Source organism: Pseudomonas sp. B21-036, assembly GCF_024748925.1.
Lineage (GTDB): Bacteria > Pseudomonadota > Gammaproteobacteria > Pseudomonadales > Pseudomonadaceae > Aquipseudomonas > Aquipseudomonas palmensis.
This window is the reverse complement of record NZ_CP087178.1, coordinates 2123421-2141465: the sequence shown is the minus strand read 5'-3', so window position 1 is coordinate 2141465 and position 18045 is coordinate 2123421. Positions and strand designations below refer to the sequence as shown.

At 62.4% G+C, this 18045-nt stretch carries 12 protein-coding genes and 2 rRNA genes; 6 read left to right on the top strand and 8 right to left on the bottom strand.

Annotation, left to right across the window (positions count from 1 at the left end; all coding sequences use genetic code 11):
• Complete coding sequence (locus tag LOY33_RS09510; RefSeq protein WP_309475764.1) at positions 1 to 1800, bottom strand: PAS domain S-box protein; 1800 nt, start codon at positions 1798 to 1800, stop codon at positions 1 to 3.
• 198 nt (positions 1801 to 1998) lie between these two features.
• Here LOY33_RS09510 and LOY33_RS09505 point away from each other — a divergent pair, with 198 nt between their 5' ends.
• The 3 genes from LOY33_RS09505 (at position 1999) to LOY33_RS09495 (ending at position 6581) form a co-directional block, all read left to right on the top strand.
• Positions 1999 to 3621: an acyl-CoA synthetase gene (locus LOY33_RS09505; protein WP_088514884.1), complete on the top strand. Its 1623-nt coding sequence runs from the start codon at positions 1999 to 2001 to the stop codon at positions 3619 to 3621.
• 29 nt (positions 3622 to 3650) lie between these two features.
• A complete protein-coding gene (locus tag LOY33_RS09500; RefSeq protein ID WP_043861135.1) occupies positions 3651 to 5420 on the top strand; it encodes an acyl-CoA dehydrogenase C-terminal domain-containing protein in 1770 nt (589 codons plus the stop codon).
• Positions 5421 to 5576: 156 nt separating this feature from the next.
• Positions 5577 to 6581: a FecR family protein gene (locus LOY33_RS09495; RefSeq protein WP_058540429.1), complete on the top strand. Its 1005-nt coding sequence runs from the start codon at positions 5577 to 5579 to the stop codon at positions 6579 to 6581.
• A 31-nt stretch (positions 6582 to 6612) separates the two neighbouring features.
• Here the strand turns inward: LOY33_RS09495 and LOY33_RS09490 are convergent, their stop codons facing one another.
• Positions 6613 to 7932 carry a Na+/H+ antiporter family protein gene (locus tag LOY33_RS09490; RefSeq protein ID WP_054916515.1) on the bottom strand — a complete coding sequence of 440 codons (1320 nt, stop codon included), beginning with the start codon at positions 7930 to 7932 and terminating at the stop codon, positions 6613 to 6615.
• Between the two features lie 265 nt (positions 7933 to 8197).
• Here LOY33_RS09490 and LOY33_RS09485 point away from each other — a divergent pair, with 265 nt between their 5' ends.
• Positions 8198 to 10345: a methyl-accepting chemotaxis protein gene (locus LOY33_RS09485; protein WP_054916516.1), complete on the top strand. Its 2148-nt coding sequence runs from the start codon at positions 8198 to 8200 to the stop codon at positions 10343 to 10345.
• A 5-nt stretch (positions 10346 to 10350) separates the two neighbouring features.
• Here LOY33_RS09485 and LOY33_RS09480 read toward each other — a convergent pair whose 3' ends face one another.
• Genes LOY33_RS09480 through LOY33_RS09465 form a run of 4 tightly spaced genes read right to left on the bottom strand, consistent with a single transcriptional unit; the run spans position 10351 to position 12960 of the window.
• Complete coding sequence (locus LOY33_RS09480; protein ID WP_043861138.1) at positions 10351 to 11673, bottom strand: sensor histidine kinase; 1323 nt, start codon at positions 11671 to 11673, stop codon at positions 10351 to 10353.
• Positions 11670 to 12338, bottom strand: a complete 669-nt coding sequence (locus tag LOY33_RS09475) for a response regulator transcription factor (RefSeq protein WP_043861139.1) — start codon at positions 12336 to 12338, stop codon at positions 11670 to 11672. Before LOY33_RS09475 ends, LOY33_RS09480 begins: the two co-directional genes overlap by 4 nt.
• On the bottom strand, positions 12338 to 12652 hold the full coding sequence (locus tag LOY33_RS09470) for a PepSY domain-containing protein (RefSeq protein WP_043861140.1): 315 nt from the start codon (positions 12650 to 12652) through the stop codon (positions 12338 to 12340). The genes LOY33_RS09475 and LOY33_RS09470 overlap by 1 nt, the downstream gene beginning before the upstream one ends.
• Positions 12652 to 12960, bottom strand: a complete 309-nt coding sequence (locus tag LOY33_RS09465) for a PepSY domain-containing protein (protein ID WP_043861141.1) — start codon at positions 12958 to 12960, stop codon at positions 12652 to 12654. The genes LOY33_RS09470 and LOY33_RS09465 overlap by 1 nt, the downstream gene beginning before the upstream one ends.
• Positions 12961 to 13116: 156 nt before the next feature.
• Here LOY33_RS09465 and LOY33_RS09460 point away from each other — a divergent pair, with 156 nt between their 5' ends.
• Both LOY33_RS09460 and queD read left to right on the top strand, forming a co-directional pair.
• Positions 13117 to 14199 (top strand): patatin-like phospholipase family protein, encoded by a 1083-nt coding sequence (locus LOY33_RS09460; protein WP_123753242.1) that lies wholly within the window; start codon positions 13117 to 13119, stop codon positions 14197 to 14199.
• Between the two features lie 51 nt (positions 14200 to 14250).
• Complete coding sequence (gene queD, locus LOY33_RS09455) at positions 14251 to 14607, top strand: 6-carboxytetrahydropterin synthase QueD (RefSeq protein WP_043861143.1); 357 nt, start codon at positions 14251 to 14253, stop codon at positions 14605 to 14607.
• Between the two features lie 126 nt (positions 14608 to 14733).
• Here queD and rrf read toward each other — a convergent pair.
• Both rrf and LOY33_RS09445 read right to left on the bottom strand, forming a co-directional pair.
• A 5S ribosomal RNA gene (gene rrf / locus LOY33_RS09450) occupies positions 14734 to 14849 on the bottom strand.
• Positions 14850 to 14987: 138 nt separating this feature from the next.
• A 23S ribosomal RNA gene (locus LOY33_RS09445) occupies positions 14988 to 17878 on the bottom strand.
• Positions 17879 to 18045: the final 167 nt, after the last annotated feature.

Genomic DNA, 18045 nt, shown 5'->3' with positions numbered 1-18045 from the left:
TCATGCACTGGCCACCGGCGCCAGCCGACAGCACAAAATCAATCCGCCGGTATCACCCGGGTGCGCCTGCAAGGTACCGCCGAACCCTTCGACGATACTGCGGCTCATGCTCAAGCCCAGCCCCAGCCCTTCGGGCTTGCTGGTGGTAAACGGGGTGAAGATGCCGTCCAGCTGCTCGGCGGCCACCCCGGGGCCCTGGTCGGCCACCTGGATACGCAGCCAACCGGCCTGCTGGTCGGCGCTGATCAACACGCGCGAGGGCGCCCCGGCATGCTGTTCGCGGTTGGCGTCGATGGCGTTGCGCAACAGGTTGAGCAGGACCTGTTCGAGCAAGACACGGTCGGCGTACACCGGCGGCAGGTTGTACACCATGTGCTGCTCGATGGTCACCTGGGACTGCGCCGCCTCCCAGGCACACAGGCGCACGGCCTCGCGCGATACATCGGCCACGTTGAGCGCCTGCAAGCGGCGCGGCTCCTTGCGCAGGAACGAGCGCAGGCGCTTGATCACTTCGGCGGCATGGGTGGCCTGCTCGGTGATGCGCTGCAGGCCCTGGGCGACCCGCCCGGCCGCCTGCGGGTCACGCTCCACCGCCAGCAGGTAGCGCTGGCTGGCACTGGCATAGTTGACCACCGCTGCCAGCGGTTGGTTGATCTCGTGGGCGATGCCGGAGGCCAGCTCGCCCAGGGTGACCAGCCGCGCGGTGTGCGCCAGTTCATCCTGGTGCCGGCGCTGCTGGCGTTCACGCAGCTCGCGCTCGGTCATGTCGCGAGCCACCAGCGAGTAGTAGCGCTCGCCACCTGCGGCCCGGTGCGCCAGCAGTACCAGCGACACCGGGAACGGCGCCGAGCCGTTGTAGGGCGCCAGCCGCGCCTCGCATTGCCACACCCCTTCGCGCTCGGCGCAGGCCCAGCCCTCTTCGTCGAGGCGTTGCAGGGCTTCTTCGTCCAGCAGCTCGCGCAGGGGCGGCACGGCCTGCACCTCCAGCAGGCCCAGTGCACGCCGGGCGGAACGGTTGAGGTAGGTGAGCTGGCCGGCGGGGTCGGTGAACAGCACCAGGTCGGTGTTGGCCTCGACCACCTCGGCCAGGCGCCGGCGGTTTTCCTGGGCTTCGATGCGCACGGTGATGTCGCGTGACACGCTGACGATCTCGACCACCGCACCGGTGTAGGTTTCGCGGATGGCGCGGCTGGCGATCTCGAACCACAGGTCGCGGCCATCGCGGTGGCGCACGCGGCAGGTCATGGTCTGGTAGCCGTCCTGCTCCAGCGCCTGGGAGGCCTGCAGCAGCGATTGCTGGCGGTCCTGGGGGTGAAACAGCGACTGCACCGCCACCCCGCGCAGCTCTTCCGGCCAGTAGCCCAGCAGGCGATAGGAGGCCGGCGAAGCATCCAGGAAACACCCGTCGGGGGTATGGCGCGAGATCAGGTCGGTGGTGTTTTCGGTGATCAGGCGGTACAACCGACGTGCCTGGCTGGCCTCGCGCTCGGCCAGGCGCTCAACCGTGGCGTCGCGGCAGCGGGCCAGCACCTGCAGGCCGCCCTCCAGCGGGACGAAGGTCCACAACAGGATACGCTGTTGCACCAGGGCCTCGACCTCGGCAATCGCCCGCTGCTGGTGCAGGCAGGCGCTCACCAGCGCCTTGTAGTTGGCGGGCAGCAGGCTGCCCACGGGCGGCTTGGGCCAGGTGTCGAACAACGCCTGCACCGCCGGGTTGGCGGCCACCACCTGGGCGGCGGCATCGAGCAGCACGGTGGGTTGCGGGTCCTTGTCGAGCAAGGCCGAGGGAGGAAAGGTCACTTGGGGCTCCGGCTTTTTATAGTATTTATACCATATTGCTATAGTCTATCTTCCAAGTAATATGGAGAACAGCGTAAAAATGAAACACCGAAGTCGGTATACGTACCGCCTTCCAGAAACCTGATCAGAGCTAACAATCAGCCATCGGAGGTTTCAGCCAGCGCCTGATCGCGGCTGCCTCCTGCACAGGAACCGTTCATGTCGATCTTCTCCCAGGGCCTGCAGCCCGCCCCCGTCAACCATGTCGCCCTTTCCCCGCTGAGTTTCATCGAACGCACGGCTGCGGTCTATGGCGATTACCCGGCGGTGATCCATGGTGCCATCCGCCGCAACTGGCAGGAAACCTACCAGCGCTCCCGCCGCCTGGCCAGCGCCCTGGCCGGCCGCGGCATCGGGCTGGGCGATACGGTGGCGGTGATGCTGCCCAACATTCCGGCCATGCTCGAGGCGCATTTCGGTGTGCCGATGATCGGTGCGGTGCTCAACGCCCTGAACGTGCGCCTGGATGCCGAAGCCATCGCGTTCATGCTCGAGCACGGGGAAGCCAAGGTGCTGATCACCGACCGCGAATTCCACAAGGTGATCGAAGCAGCGCTGGGCCTGATGGCCCACCCGCCGCTGGTGATCGATGTGGACGACCCGGAGTACGGCGAGGGCCGCGCCGTCAGCGACCTGGATTACGAAGCCTTCCTGGCCGAGGGCGACCCCGAGTTCGTGTGGCACTGGCCCGAGGACGAGTGGCAGGCGATCTCGTTGAGCTACACCTCCGGCACCACCGGCAACCCCAAGGGGGTGGTCTATCACCACCGCGGCGCCTACCTGAACGCACTGGGCAACCAGATGACCTGGGCCATGGGCAACCACCCGGTGTACCTGTGGACCCTGCCGATGTTCCACTGCAATGGCTGGTGCTACCCGTGGACCGTGACGGCCCTGGCCGGCACCCATGTGTTCCTGCGCCGGGTCGACCCGCAGAAGATCCTGACCCTGATTCGCGAGCACCAGGTCACCCACCTGTGCGGCGCACCGATCGTGCTCAATGCGCTGATCAACATGCCCGACTCGGCCAAGGCCGCCATCGACCACCCCGTGAACGCGATGGTGGCCGGGGCGGCGCCACCCGCCAAGGTGATCGGCGCGGTGGAGGAAATGGGCATCAAGGTGACCCACGTCTACGGCCTGACCGAGGTCTACGGCCCGGTGACGGTGTGTGCCTGGCATGCCGAATGGGACGCGCAGCCGCTGGAGGAGCGGGCCCGCATCAAGTCGCGCCAGGGCGTGCGCTACCCTACCCTCGAGGGGCTGATGGTGGCCGACCCGCAAACGCTTGAGCCGGTGGCCCGCGACGGCAACACGCTGGGCGAGATCTTCATGCGCGGCAACACCGTGATGAAGGGCTACCTGAAGAACCCCGAGGCCACCGCCGAAGCCTTCCGAGGCGGCTGGTTCCATACCGGCGACCTGGCAGTGTGGCATGCCGACGGCTATGTGGAGATCAAGGACCGGCTCAAGGACATCATCATTTCCGGAGGCGAGAACATCTCGACCATCGAGGTCGAAGACACGCTGTACCGCCACCCGGCCGTGCTCGAGGCTGCGGTGGTCGCCCGCCCGGATGAAAAATGGGGCGAAACCCCCTGTGCCTACGTCACCCTCAAGGCCGGTTTCGAAGGTACCCGCGAGGCGGACATCATCGCCTTCTGCCGCGAGCATCTGGCCGGCTTCAAGCTGCCCAAGACCGTGGTGTTCAGCGAACTGCCGAAAACCTCCACGGGCAAGATCCAGAAGTACCTGTTGCGCGACTGGGCCAAGGCGCTCTGACCTTTTTTCACCTTTATTCGGAAACCGTTATGCCTGAGTTCAATGCACCGCTGCGCGACATGCGTTTTGTTCTTCACGAAGTGTTCCAGGGCCCGGCCCTGTGGGCACGCCTGCCGGCGCTGGCGGCCAGCGTCGACGCGGATACCGCCGATGCGATACTGGAAGAGGCGGCCAAGATCACCGGCCAGCTGATTGCGCCGCTCAACCGCAGCGGCGATGAGGAAGGCGTGCACTTCGCGCAGGGTCGGGTCACCACTGCGCAGGGGTTCGTGCAGGCCTGGCAGACCTACCGCGAAGGCGGCTGGGTCGGGCTGGCGGGCAACCCCGAGTACGGCGGCCTGGGCATGCCCAAGATGCTCGCGGTGCAGTTCGAGGAGATGCTCTACGCCGCCAACTGCAGCTTCAGCCTGTATTCGGCGCTGAGCGCCGGCTGCTGCCTGGCCATCGACGCGCACGCCAGCGATGCATTGAAGGCCACCTACCTGCCGGCGCTGTACAGCGGGCAGTGGGCCGGCACCATGTGCCTGACCGAACCGCATGCAGGTACCGACCTGGGGATCATCCGCAGCAAGGCCGAACCCCAGGCCGATGGCAGCTACCGGGTCAGCGGCACCAAGATCTTCATCACCGGCGGCGACCAGGACCTGACCGAGAACATCGTGCACCTGGTGCTGGCCAAGCTGCCCGACGCGCCGGCCGGGCCCAAGGGCATCTCGCTGTTTCTGGTGCCCAAGCGCCTGGTGGGCGAGGACGGCAGCCTGGGTGAAACCAACGCGGTGAGCTGTGGATCGATCGAGCACAAGATGGGCATCAAGGCCTCGGCCACCTGCGTGATGAACTTCGATGGCGCCGTGGGCTACCTGGTGGGCGAACCCAACCGCGGCCTGGCGGCGATGTTCACCATGATGAACTACGAGCGCCTGTCCATCGGCATCCAGGGTATCGGCTGCGCCGAGGCGTCGTACCAGAACGCCGCACGCTACGCCCGGGACCGCCTGCAAAGCCGCGCCGCCACCGGGCCGCTGGCCAGCGACAAGGTGGCCGACCCGATCATCGTGCATGCCGATGTACGGCGCATGCTGCTGAGCATGCGCGCCCTGACCGAAGGCGGCCGGGCGTTCGCCACCTATGTCGGCCTGCAGCTGGATATCGCCAAGTACGCCGAGCAGCCGGAGGAGCGCGAGGCCGCGCAGCGCCTGGTGGCCTTGCTGACACCGGTGGCCAAGGCGTTTTTCACCGACATGGGCCTGGAAAGCTGCGTGCTGGGCCAGCAGGTGTTCGGCGGCCATGGCTACATTCGCGAATGGGGCCAGGAACAGCTGGTGCGCGATGTTCGCATCGCGCAGATCTACGAAGGCACCAACGGCATCCAGGCGCTGGACCTGCTGGGGCGCAAGGTGGTGGCCGATGGCGGACAGTCGCTGGCGCTGTTCGCCAACGAGATCCGCAGCTTCTGTGAAACCCGTCCGCCCTTGTGCGAACCGCTGCTGCATGCCCTGGCGCAGCTGGAAAGCGTGAGCCAGTGGGTACGCGAGCAGGCCACCGGTGATGCCAATGCCGTGGGCGCGGCGTCGGTGGAGTACCTGCACCTGTTCGGCTATGTGGCCTACGCCTACATGTGGTCGCGCATGGCGGCCACTGCCCGCGAACGGCGCGAGCAGGAGCCGGCGTTCTACGAGGCCAAGCTGGCCACGGCTACCTTCTACGTCGAGCGTCTGCTGCCCAGGGTACTGTCGTTGCAGGCCAGCATCCGCGCAGGCAGTGCGCCGCTGTACCAGTTGCCAGCCGAGCTGTTCTGAGCCGCGCAACGCTCCAGGCGGGTGCTTAAACGATAAAAACCACGCATTTGCGTGGTTTTTCGTTCAAATATTTCTTACAACTGATAGTCATTCACGATGAACTCGGTTCTCGTTGGCCACCTGCCAAGGGTAGAATGGCCAAAACCGGGAGTATCAATGAACCAAACCAGCCTCAGCGCAGCCGAACTTGATGCCATCACCGATGCCGCTGCGCACTGGTGCATGCGCCTGCATGCTGAGGACTGCAGTGAACAGGAACGTGCCGCCTGCGCGCAATGGCGCGCAGCCGACCCACTGCACGAGCAGGAATTCCAGGCCATGCAGGAGATCTGGCAGACCGCCGACCACCTGCCCCGCCCTGCTGCCCCGGTAATCAATCTGTCAGCCAGGCCACGCGGGCGCGCCCTGCGTCGGCTGGCCTCGGCTGCGGCCGTGGCGCTGGTGGCGCTGCCGATTGGCGCCTGGGTGGGCTGGGAACAGGGCTGGCTGCCCAACAGCTATGAGCGCGTTGAAAGCGGCAATGCCATCGCCCGCGCGGTGCTGCCGGATGGCAGCGAGGTGGAGTTGAACCTCAACACCACCCTGCGCTACGCCAACTACAAGGACGAACGACGGGTGACGCTGGTCAACGGCGAGGCCTTCTTCAAGGTGCAGCACGATACCCAGCACCCGTTCGTGGTGCGTGCCGGCAAGGGCCAGACCCGGGTGACCGGTACCCAGTTCAACGTTTGGAAGTATCAGGACCAGGTGAAGGTCACCCTGGTGGAAGGTTCGGTGCTGGTCAGCAGCAACAGCAGCGACCCGGACAGCGGCTATCGCCTGGGCCCCGGCATGCAGGCCAGCTACCGTCGCGGCGACTACGAGCCGGCCCTCAGCCAGACCTATGCCCACGACACCAGCCTGGCCTGGCGCGGCGGCAAGCTGATCCTCGACAATCTGCCACTGGACCAGGCCCTGCCGCTGATCAACCGCTACCTGGAAACGCCGTTGCTGCTGGCGGACGCCAGTACCGGCAGCATCCGCATCAGCGGCATCTACAACACCACCGAGGTCAATCGCCTGGTGAGCAACATGCCCAAGGTGCTGCCGGTGTACCTGACGCGCAACAAGAACGGCGATACGGTGCTCAACCGCATCTCGCCGCCCCCGCGAAAAAGCTGAGCCTCGCGCCCAGCTCCTGCGCCCTGGCGCGCTACAGCACCATCGCCGCTACCCAGCCGAACGCCAGCAACGGCAGGTTGTAATGCAGGAAGGTCGGCACCACCGTGTCCCAGATGTGATGGTGCTGGCCGTCGACGTTCAGGCCCGAGGTCGGGCCCAGGGTCGAGTCCGACGCCGGTGAGCCGGCATCACCCAACGCGCCGGCAGTACCGACGATGCACACGGTGGCCAGCGGGTCGAAGCCCAGTTGCACGCACAGCGGCACGAAGATCGCCGCCAGGATCGGCACCGTGGAGAACGACGAACCGATACCCATGGTCACCAGCAGCCCCACCAGCAGCATCAGCAGCGCCCCGACCGCCTTGCTGTGGTCGATCCAGCCGGCCGAGGCCTCCACCAGGGTCTTCACTTCGCCGGTGGCCTTCATGACCTCGGCAAAGCCGGACGCGGCAATCATGATGAAGCCGATCATGGCCATCATCTTCATGCCTTCGGTGAACAGGTCATCGGTGTCCTTCCAGCGCACGATGCCCGACAGCGAGAAGATCAGAAAGCCCGCCATCGCACCGATGATCATCGAGTCCAGCCACAGCTGGATGATGAACGCCGCGGCGATCGCACAGCCGGCCACCATCAGCGTCAGCGGGTTGTAGCTGACCGCCACCTGCTCGACCTGCTCGATCTTTGCCACGTCGTACACGCGCTTTTTGCGGTAGCTGAAGAACACCGCCAGCAGCAACCCGAACAGCATGCCCGCCGCCGGTATCGCCATGGCCTGGGTCACGTTGACGCCGCTGACGTCCACCCCGCTGCGGCTGACGTTGGCCAGCAGGATCTGATTGAGGAAGATGTTGCCGAACCCCACTGGCAGGAACATGTACGGGGTGATCAGGCCGAAGGTCATCACGCAGGCCACCAGGCGCCGATCGATCTGCAGGCGGGTCAGCACGTACAGCAGCGGCGGCACCAGCAGCGGAATGAAGGCGATATGAATGGGCAGGATGTTCTGCGACGAGATCGCCACCACCAGCAACAGGCCGATCAGCAGCCACTTGATCTTGCCGCCTTCGGCATTGCGCTGACCATGGAACATCGACAGGGCGCGATCGGCCAGCGCATGGGCCAGCCCGGACTTGGCGATGGCCACGGCGAATGCGCCCAGCAGCGCATACGACAATGCCACCGTGGCACCGCCACCCAGGCCGCCGTTGAACGCCTTGAGCGTGCCTTCGATACCCAGGCCGCCCACCAGGCCGCCGGCGAGCGCGCCGATGATGAGGGCGATGACCACGTGCACACGGGCCAGGCTCAATATCAGCATGATGCCGACCGCGGCAATTACTGCATTCATTTCATGACCTCTAGAAACCAGACAAAGCTTGCGCTGCGGCGACAGACTGCGAGCGCAGTGGCCGAACGACAGGTGTTTTTATGGGAGGGCGCACACTCTGAAGCAGCACCCGCCACTTGTCAAAGTACGGGGCTAGACGGCTGCACGCGGGTCGCATGCATGACTGAAAACGACGCATTTCAATTGAACGTTTGAATAAAGAAAAACTGCGCCTGGCCGTTACAGTCGTCAGCCTCAATCTTTTTTTGGATCAAAGGACTTCGTCATGTCGTCGAGACAACTTTCCATCCAGTGGAAAATCACCCTGCTGGCCGGGCTCTGCCTGGCCAGCATCGTTACGCTGCTGGTGGGCCTTTCGCTGTACCGCATGGAGCACAACTCCGAGCTGGTCAAGGCCAGCAGCATGCAGATGCTGACCGAAGCGGCCCAGTCGCGTATCGAGTCCCAGGGCGAAGTCCAGGCCTTGAGCATCCGCCGCCAGTTCATGGATGCCTACCAATACGGTGCAGGCTTTGCGCGCCAGGTGCTGTTTTTGCGCGAGCAGGCCGAAAAGCGCTTTCTGGACGCCTTCGACCTGCGCGAGGACATGACCCGCCAGGTGCGCGCCGCGCTGCAGGCCAACCCCGACCTGCTGGGGCTGTCGCTGGTGTTCGAGCCCAACGCCCTGGACAACAAGGATGCCCTGTTCGCCAACCAGGCCGAGCTGGGCAGCAACGAGGCCGGCCGCTTTGCCCTGTACTGGTCGCAGCCCACGCCCGGCAAGCTGACCTCGATGGCGCTGCCCGAAAAGGACATGACCGACACCAGCATCGGCCCCAGCGGCGAGCCGGCCAACACCTGGTCGGTGTGCCCGCGTACCACGCGCAAGACCTGCGTGATCGAACCCTACTTCTATGACATCGCCGGTCAGCGGGTGCTGATGACCAGCATCGTGTTCCCGCTGATCGTGGCCGACAAGGTGGTCGCCACCCTGTCGATCGACATCAACCTGAACAGCCTGCAGGCGCTGAGCCAGCAGGCCAGCCAGAACCTGTACCAGGGCCAGACCCGCATCGGCATCATCAGCCCGGTCGGCCTGCTGGCCGGCTACAGCCCGGATGCGGGCAAGCTGGCGCAACGCTTCGACCAGGTCGACAGCACCAGCGGCAAGGAGCTGATAGGCCTGCTGAGCAGCGGCACGCCCCTGCAGAGCCTCCACAAGGACGAGCGCCTGAAGGTGCTGGCATCGTTTGCACCGATTCCGGGGGGCAAGCCCTGGGGCGTGCTGCTGGATGTGCCGCAAAGCGCCCTGACCGGCCCGGCCGAGACCCTCAAGAACGAGCTCGACCAGCGCAATACCAGTGGCACCCTGATCGAGCTGGGCCTGGGTGTGCTGGCCGCGATCGTGGGGCTGCTGCTGATCTGGGTGATGGCGCGCAGTGTGACCCGCCCCATCCTGGGCGTGGCCGCCATGCTCAAGGACATCGCCAGCGGCGAAGGCGACCTGACCCGCCGCCTGAACTACGACAAGCGCGACGAGCTGGGGGAACTGGCCGGCTGGTTCAACCGCTTCCTCGACAAGCTGCAGCCGATCATCGCCGAGGTCAAACGCTCGGTGCAGGCGGCGCGCGACACTGCCGACCAGTCTTCGGCGATTGCCTCGCAGACCAGCGCCGGCATGGAGCAGCAGTACCGTCAGGTCGACCAGGTGGCCACGGCGTCCCACGAAATGAGCGCCACCGCCCAGGATGTGGCGCGCAGTGCTGCGCAAGCGGCCCAGGCGGCGCGTGACGCCGACCAGGCGACCCGTCAGGGCCTGGCGGTGATCGACCGCACCACCACCAGCATCGATACCCTGGCAGCCGACATGAACACCGCCATGGCCCAGGTCGAAGGGTTGGCCGACAACAGCGAGAAGATCGGTTCGGTACTGGAAGTGATCCGCTCCATCGCCGAGCAGACCAACCTGCTGGCGCTCAATGCCGCCATCGAGGCGGCCCGTGCCGGGGAAGCCGGGCGCGGCTTTGCGGTGGTGGCCGACGAGGTGCGCAACCTGGCCCGACGCACCCAGGAGTCGGTGGAGGAGACCCGTCAGGTGATCGAGCAACTGCAGGCCGGCACCCGCGAGGTGGTGGGCGCCATGGACAGCAGCCACCGCCAGGCCCAGGGTAGCGTCGACCAGGTCGGTCAGGCGGTGACTGCGCTGCGCCAGATCGGCGAGGCCGTCACCGTGATCAGCGACATGAACCTGCAGATTGCCAGTGCCGCCGAAGAGCAGAGCGCGGTGGCCGAGGAAATCAACAACAACGTGGCGACCATTCGCGATGTGACCGAGTCACTCTCGGAGCAGGCCAATGAGTCGGCGCGGGTCAGCCAGTCGCTGAACAGCCTGGCCAACCAGCAGCAGGGGCTGATGGACCAGTTCCGCGTCTGATGGTGTTATCGGGCTGCCCTGCGGGGTAGCTCGATGCTCACCCGCAGCCCGCCCAGCGGGCTTTCCAGCAACCTCATCTGCCCACCCCAGGCTTCGGCGATATCGCGAACGATGCCCAGGCCAAGCCCATGGCCATCGACCTGTTCGTCGAGCCGCGCACCGCGCTCCAGCACCCCGGCCCTGGCATTTTCGGGGATGCCCGGGCCATCATCGTCCACCCACAAGCGATACACCCCGCCCTCTTGCTCGATGCTCAGGCAGACCTCGCTGTCGGCCCACTTGCAGGCGTTGTCCAGCAGGTTGCCCAGCAGCTCGAGCAGGTCTTCGCGGTCCCAGGGCAAGGACAGCCCATCGGGCACCTGATGGCGGATGAGCAGGTGATCGCCGTGAATCATGCCCAGGGTCGATAGCAGGCCCGGCAGTTCGGTGGCGCAATCGAAATGCGCCCCCGGCAGGGCATCGCCGGCCAGCCGGGCGCGATTGAGTTCGCGGCTCAGGCGTTGCTGGATCTGCTCCAGCTGAGCCTGCAACTGGGCGCGAACCTCGGGCAGGTCGTTCAGGCGCTCGCTCGACGCCAGGCTCATCAGCACCGCCAGGGGGGTCTTCAGGGCATGCCCCAGGTTGCCCAGCGCGTTGCGTGAACGCCTGAGGCTGTCTTCGGTGTGTGCCAGCAGGTGGTTGATCTGCGCCACCAGGGGCTCAAGTTCGACAGGCACCTCACTGTCGAGCTGCGAGCGCTTGCCCTGCTGCAGTTGGGCGATCTGTTCGCGCGTGCGTTCCAGTGGGCGCAGGGAGCGTGTGACCGTGATGCGTTGCAGCACCAGAATCAACAGCAGCGCCACCAGCCCCAGGCCAAGGCCGAGCTGCTGCATGCGCCGGAAGCCGTCGCGCACGGGGGTATAGTCCTGCGCCACGCTGATCGAGATCGCCTGGCCCAGGCGCCGGTAGTCGGCACGCAGCACCAGCAGTTGCTGGCCAGCCGGGCCCAGCTCCAGGCCCGCGTGCAGGCCGGGAGTTGGCGGACGGGGCATGTCCATGTCCCAGAGCGAGCGGGAACGCCAACTGCCCCCTTCGAAATCGATACGGAAGTAGTAGCCGGAAAACGGCCGCTGGTACGCCGACGACAGGCGTCGCTCGTCCAGTTCGAGGCCGCTGTGGCCGCGCACCAGCGCCACCAGCAGGTTTTCGCTTTCCTTGCGCAACCCCGTCTCCAGGTAGCGCTGCAACCCGACCTCGAACAGCCACAGGCTGATCTGCGCCAGGGCCAGGCCGACCACCACCAGTACACCGACCAGCCCCAGGCTCAGGCGCGCCTGGATCGACTTCACTCGACCACTCCGCCAAAGCGATAGCCCTGGCCGCGATGGGTTTCGATCACGCTGCGCCCCAGCTTGCGGCGCAGGTGGTTGACGTGTACTTCGAGCACATTCGAGTCGCGTTCGGTTTCGCCGTTGTAGAGGTGCTCGGCCAGGTGGCTTTTGGAAAGGATCTGCTGCGGGTGCAACATGAAGTAGCGCAGCAGGCGAAACTCGGCGGCGGTCAGTTGCACGTCCTGTCCGTCGCGGCTCACGCACTGGCGGCCTTCGTCCAGGTGCAGGCCGGCGGCCTGCAGGGTCGGCTGGTTGGCCAGGCCACGGGCGCGGCGCAGCAGCGACTGGATGCGCAGTTGCAGCTCTTCGGGGTGAAAGGGTTTGCTCAGGTAATCGTCGGCACCGGCCTTGAGGCCCTCGATGCGCTCGGCCCAGGAACCCCGTGCGGTCAGGATCAGCACCGGGGTCGACAGCCCGCCGGCGCGCCATTGGGCCAGCACCTCGAGGCCGGGCAGGCCGGGCAGCCCCAGGTCCAGGATAATCAGGTCATAGGGCTCGCTGCTACCCTGGTACACCGCATCTCGGCCGTCGGCCAGCCAGTCGATGGCGTAGCCCTGGCGCTGCAGGCTCTGGGTGAGTTCATCGGCCAGCGGGACGTTGTCCTCGACCAGTAACAGGCGCATCAGTCATCTTCCTCATCTTTGATCAGCACACCCGTGCGTGCATCGAACTTGATTTCACGCACGACCCCTTGCGGGGTGACCAGCTCGACTTCGTACTCGTAGCGGTTGTGCTTCTCTTCCAGCTCCGCCTCAAGCAACTTCGCCCCGGGGTAACGCCCCAGGGCGGAGTTCAACAATTGCTCCAGCGGCAGGATGATGCCCTTCTGACGTAGCTCCAGGGCTTCATCCTGATCGAGGTCGCGGGCCAGGGCCGGCGTACAGAAGACCAGCAATGCGAGGAACAGCCACGGTGCCGTTCGCTTGCGTGCAGTCATCAGGTGTCCTTGGCGTCCTTGAGTACTTCACCGGTCTTGGCATCAAGGTCCACGTCCCATTCGACGTTCTGCGCGTCACGCAGTTCGACCTTGTACACATAACGGCCGTACACGTCCTCGAGCTCGGAGTCCTTGATGGTGGCACCCGGATGCTTGGCCAGCGCTTTTGCGTTGAGGTCATCCAGCGACAGGATGGTCTTGGCCTGGACCAGCTGCACGACTTCATTGGTGGGGATGTCTTTAGCCAGCGCAACGTTGGCGCTCAGGGCAAGGGCGGCGGTGGCGAACAGGGCAGTCAATGTTTTCATCGTGTCTCTCCATTTAGGATCAATCTTGCTTACGGGTTCAGAATACCGAACCGAACTTAACTGAAACTGAAAACAACTGGCGCCATGATAGCTCAGGCGCGCCCCTGTTCCGTCCACGCTTCTCTATAATCGTTGATCCAGGACAACGAGGCCCTTATGAGCTCAATCCAGATCAAGTTTCCAGCGCTGACACTCAAGGCCGGCACGCGGGCGTTCGCCCATGTACACGAACGCGGTCTGCAGGCTGCAGACGTGGGGGTGCTACCGGGCGCTGCAGGCGGCCCCAAGGCGCTGGGTATCCAGGGTATCGACCTGGCGCTGTTCGGCCAGTGGCTGCCCACAGCACCGCGCGCGCGCTCGCTGATCGGGGCATCGATCGGCTCCTGGCGCTTCGCCAGTGCCTGCCTGCCCGAGCCCGCCCAGGCCCTGCTGCGCCTGGGCCATCTGTATACCGAGCAGGATTTCGCCAAGGGCGTGACCCAGGCCCAGGTCAGCCAGAGCTGTCGTCGCATGCTCGATGACCTGCTGGAGGGCCAGGATGCTCGCATTCTCGACAACCCCCACTATCGGCTCAACATCATGCTGGTCAGAAGCCACGGCCTGCTTCAGCACGATCATCGAGGCCGACTGGGCGTAGGCCTGTCGTCGGTGATTGCCGACAACCTCGTGAGCCGTTCGCGGCTGGCCCGGCACTTCGAACGCGTGATCCTGCATGACGCACGCTGCGCACCGCCGTTGAACCCCCTCACGGACTTCCCTTCGCGCTGCCTGCCGCTGGCGGTCGACAACCTGCGTCATGCCCTGCTCGCTTCAGGCTCCATTCCCATGGTGATGGAAGGCGTGCGGGACATTCCGGGGGTCGGGGCGGGCACCTACCGGGATGGTGGCTTACTCGACTATCACCTCGACCTGCCCTACAGCGGCGAGGACATCGTGCTTTACCCTCACTTCACCCACAAGGTGGTGCCGGGGTGGTTCGACAAGGCCCTGCCCTGGCGGCGCAGCAATGCGCAGTACCTGCAGAACGTGCTGTTGCTGGCACCCTCGCCGCAGTACCTGGCCCGCCTGCCCTACGGCAAGCTGCCGGATCGCAGCGACTTCAAGCGCTTCATGGGCGATGCCGGTAACCGCCAACGTTACTGGCGTACCGCCATGAGCGAAAGCCAGCGGCTGGGCGACGAGTTTCTGGAACTGGTGGAAACCGGCAAGCTGCACCAGCATCTGCAACCGTTGAAGTAGGCTTGCTGTTAAACTGCCGGTCAGCATTGGTTTTCAGAGTTCTAAGATACCGTGGAAATTTTCAAAGAGTTCACCTTCGAATCGGCCCACCGCTTGCCGAATGTGCCCGCCGGGCACAAATGCGGGCGCCTGCACGGCCACTCCTTCAAGGTTGCCTTGCACCTGACCGGCCAGCTGGATCCGCATACCGGCTGGATTCGCGACTTCTCGGAGATCAAGGCGATTTTCAAGCCGCTGTACGAGCAGCTAGACCACAACTACCTCAATGACATCCCTGGCCTGGAGAACCCGACCAGCGAAGTGATTGCCAAATGGATCTGGGACCAGGTCAAGCCATTGCTGCCAGAACTGAGCAAGGTGCGTATCCATGAGACCTGCACCAGTGGCTGCGAGTATTACGGCGACTGAGCTGACAGTGACATATCTGAAAACCACCTCCCAAGGTGGTTTTTTTATGCCCGCCTTGCAGGAAACTTTCGGCCCACAAAGACAAAACCCCTACCTGCAGATGCAGATAGGGGTTTCGGAATTTAATCTTGACGATGACCTACTCTCACATGGGGAAACCCCACACTACCATCGGCGATGCATCGTTTCACTACTGAGTTCGGGATGGGATCAGGTGGTTCCAATGCTCTATGGTCGTCAAGAAATTCTGTTGCCAGAAGGTCTTGTTCAGACACTCCAGCGAATCGGGTATGTGATGTTCGTGAGTTACAAATCTTCGGCTTACTGTGTCTTCACAACACCGCAATCTGGTCGTTCGACGAAAATTGCTTGGGTGTTATATGGTCAAGCCTCACGGGCAATTAGTATTGGTTAGCTCAACGCCTCACAGCGCTTACACACCCAACCTATCAACGTCGTAGTCTTCGACGGCCCTTCAGGGAGCTCAAGGCTCCAGTGAGATCTCATCTTGAGGCAAGTTTCCCGCTTAGATGCTTTCAGCGGTTATCTCTTCCGAACATAGCTACCCGGCAATGCCACTGGCGTGACAACCGGAACACCAGAGGTTCGTCCACTCCGGTCCTCTCGTACTAGGAGCAGCCCCTCTCAAATCTCAAACGTCCACGGCAGATAGGGACCGAACTGTCTCACGACGTTCTAAACCCAGCTCGCGTACCACTTTAAATGGCGAACAGCCATACCCTTGGGACCGGCTTCAGCCCCAGGATGTGATGAGCCGACATCGAGGTGCCAAACACCGCCGTCGATATGAACTCTTGGGCGGTATCAGCCTGTTATCCCCGGAGTACCTTTTATCCGTTGAGCGATGGCCCTTCCATACAGAACCACCGGATCACTAAGACCTACTTTCGTACCTGCTCGACGTGTCTGTCTCGCAGTCAAGCGCGCTTTTGCCTTTATACTCTACGACCGATTTCCGACCGGTCTGAGCGCACCTTCGTACTCCTCCGTTACTCTTTAGGAGGAGACCGCCCCAGTCAAACTACCCACCATACACTGTCCTCGATCCGGATAACGGACCTGAGTTAGAACCTCAAAGTTGCCAGGGTGGTATTTCAAGGATGGCTCCACGCAGACTGGCGTCCACGCTTCAAAGCCTCCCACCTATCCTACACAAGCAAATTCAAAGTCCAGTGCAAAGCTATAGTAAAGGTTCACGGGGTCTTTCCGTCTAGCCGCGGATACACTGCATCTTCACAGCGATTTCAATTTCACTGAGTCTCGGGTGGAGACAGCGCCGCCATCGTTACGCCATTCGTGCAGGTCGGAACTTACCCGACAAGGAATTTCGCTACCTTAGGACCGTTATAGTTACGGCCGCCGTTTACCGGGGCTTCGATCAAGAGCTTCGCGTTAGCTAACCCCATCAATTAACCTTCCGGCACCGGGCAGGCGTCACACCCTATACGTCCACTTTCGTGTTTGCAGAGTGCTGTGTTTTTAATAAACAGTCGCAGCGGCCTGGTATCTTCGACCGGCATGAGCTTACGGAGCAAGTCCTTCACCCTCACCGGCGCACCTTCTCCCGAAGTTACGGTGCCATTTTGCCTAGTTCCTTCACCCGAGTTCTCTCAAGCGCCTTGGTATTCTCTACCCAACCACCTGTGTCGGTTTGGGGTACGGTTCCTGGTTACCTGAAGCTTAGAAGCTTTTCTTGGAAGCATGGCATCAACCACTTCGTCGCCTAATGGCAACTCGTCATCAGCTCTCGGCCTTAAGATCCCGGATTTACCTAAGATCTCAGCCTACCACCTTAAACTTGGACAACCAACGCCAAGCTGGCCTAGCCTTCTCCGTCCCTCCATCGCAATAACCAGAAGTACAGGAATATTAACCTGTTTTCCATCGACTACGCTTTTCAGCCTCGCCTTAGGGACCGACTAACCCTGCGTCGATTAACGTTGCGCAGGAAACCTTGGTCTTTCGGCGTGGGAGTTTTTCACTCCCATTGTCGTTACTCATGTCAGCATTCGCACTTCTGATACCTCCAGCAAGCTTCTCAACTCACCTTCACAGGCTTACAGAACGCTCCTCTACCGCATCACCTAAGTGATACCCGTAGCTTCGGTGTATGGTTTGAGCCCCGTTACATCTTCCGCGCAGGCCGACTCGACTAGTGAGCTATTACGCTTTCTTTAAAGGGTGGCTGCTTCTAAGCCAACCTCCTAGCTGTCTAAGCCTTCCCACATCGTTTCCCACTTAACCATAACTTTGGGACCTTAGCTGACGGTCTGGGTTGTTTCCCTTTTCACGACGGACGTTAGCACCCGCCGTGTGTCTCCCATGCTCGGCACTTGTAGGTATTCGGAGTTTGCATCGGTTTGGTAAGTCGGGATGACCCCCTAGCCGAAACAGTGCTCTACCCCCTACAGTGATACATGAGGCGCTACCTAAATAGCTTTCGAGGAGAACCAGCTATCTCCGAGCTTGATTAGCCTTTCACTCCGATCCACAGGTCATCCGCTAACTTTTCAACGGTAGTCGGTTCGGTCCTCCAGTCAGTGTTACCTAACCTTCAACCTGCCCATGGATAGATCGCCCGGTTTCGGGTCTATACCCAGCGACTAAACGCCCTATTAAGACTCGCTTTCGCTACGCCTCCCCTATTCGGTTAAGCTCGCCACTGAATATAAGTCGCTGACCCATTATACAAAAGGTACGCAGTCACCTAACAAAGTAGGCTCCCACTGCTTGTACGCATACGGTTTCAGGATCTATTTCACTCCCCTCTCCGGGGTTCTTTTCGCCTTTCCCTCACGGTACTGGTTCACTATCGGTCAGTCAGTAGTATTTAGCCTTGGAGGATGGTCCCCCCATATTCAGACAAAGTTTCTCGTGCTCCGTCCTACTCGATTTCATGACTAAGAGATTTTCGCGTACAGGGCTATCACCCACTATGGCCGCACTTTCCAGAGCGTTCCGCTAATCTCAAAGCCACTTAAGGGCTAGTCCCCGTTCGCTCGCCACTACTAAGGGAATCTCGGTTGATTTCTTTTCCTCAGGGTACTTAGATGTTTCAGTTCCCCTGGTTCGCCTCTTGCACCTATGTATTCAGTACAAGATACCTGACTTATGCCAGGTGGGTTCCCCCATTCAGAGATCTCCGGATCAAAGTCTGTTTGCCGACTCCCCGAAGCTTATCGCAGGCTACCACGTCTTTCATCGCCTCTGACTGCCAAGGCATCCACCGTATGCGCTTCTTCACTTGACCATATAACCCCAAGCAATCTGGTTATACTGTGAAGACAACATTCGCCGAAAACTTGTAATTACTCACAAATTTTACCTTAGCCTGAACACACACCAGTGAAAGTGCTGTCCAGTCTATCTTTCTATCACATACCCAAATTTTTAAAGAACGATTCTGATAAAGTTCAG

What these genes read in the sequence shown, in the direction of transcription:
- LOY33_RS09505 (WP_088514884.1), top strand. Translation starts at nt 1,999, where the DNA reads ATGTCGATCTTCTCCCAGGGCCTGCAGCCCGCCCCCGTCAACCATGTC.
- LOY33_RS09500 (WP_043861135.1), top strand. Translation starts at nt 3,651, where the DNA reads ATGCCTGAGTTCAATGCACCGCTGCGCGACATGCGTTTTGTTCTTCAC.
- LOY33_RS09495 (WP_058540429.1), top strand. Translation starts at nt 5,577, where the DNA reads ATGAACCAAACCAGCCTCAGCGCAGCCGAACTTGATGCCATCACCGAT.
- LOY33_RS09490 (WP_054916515.1), bottom strand. Translation starts at nt 7,932, where the DNA reads ATGAATGCAGTAATTGCCGCGGTCGGCATCATGCTGATATTGAGCCTG.
- LOY33_RS09485 (WP_054916516.1), top strand. Translation starts at nt 8,198, where the DNA reads ATGTCGTCGAGACAACTTTCCATCCAGTGGAAAATCACCCTGCTGGCC.
- LOY33_RS09475 (WP_043861139.1), bottom strand. Translation starts at nt 12,338, where the DNA reads ATGCGCCTGTTACTGGTCGAGGACAACGTCCCGCTGGCCGATGAACTC.
- LOY33_RS09470 (WP_043861140.1), bottom strand. Translation starts at nt 12,652, where the DNA reads ATGACTGCACGCAAGCGAACGGCACCGTGGCTGTTCCTCGCATTGCTG.
- LOY33_RS09465 (WP_043861141.1), bottom strand. Translation starts at nt 12,960, where the DNA reads ATGAAAACATTGACTGCCCTGTTCGCCACCGCCGCCCTTGCCCTGAGC.
- LOY33_RS09460 (WP_123753242.1), top strand. Translation starts at nt 13,117, where the DNA reads ATGAGCTCAATCCAGATCAAGTTTCCAGCGCTGACACTCAAGGCCGGC.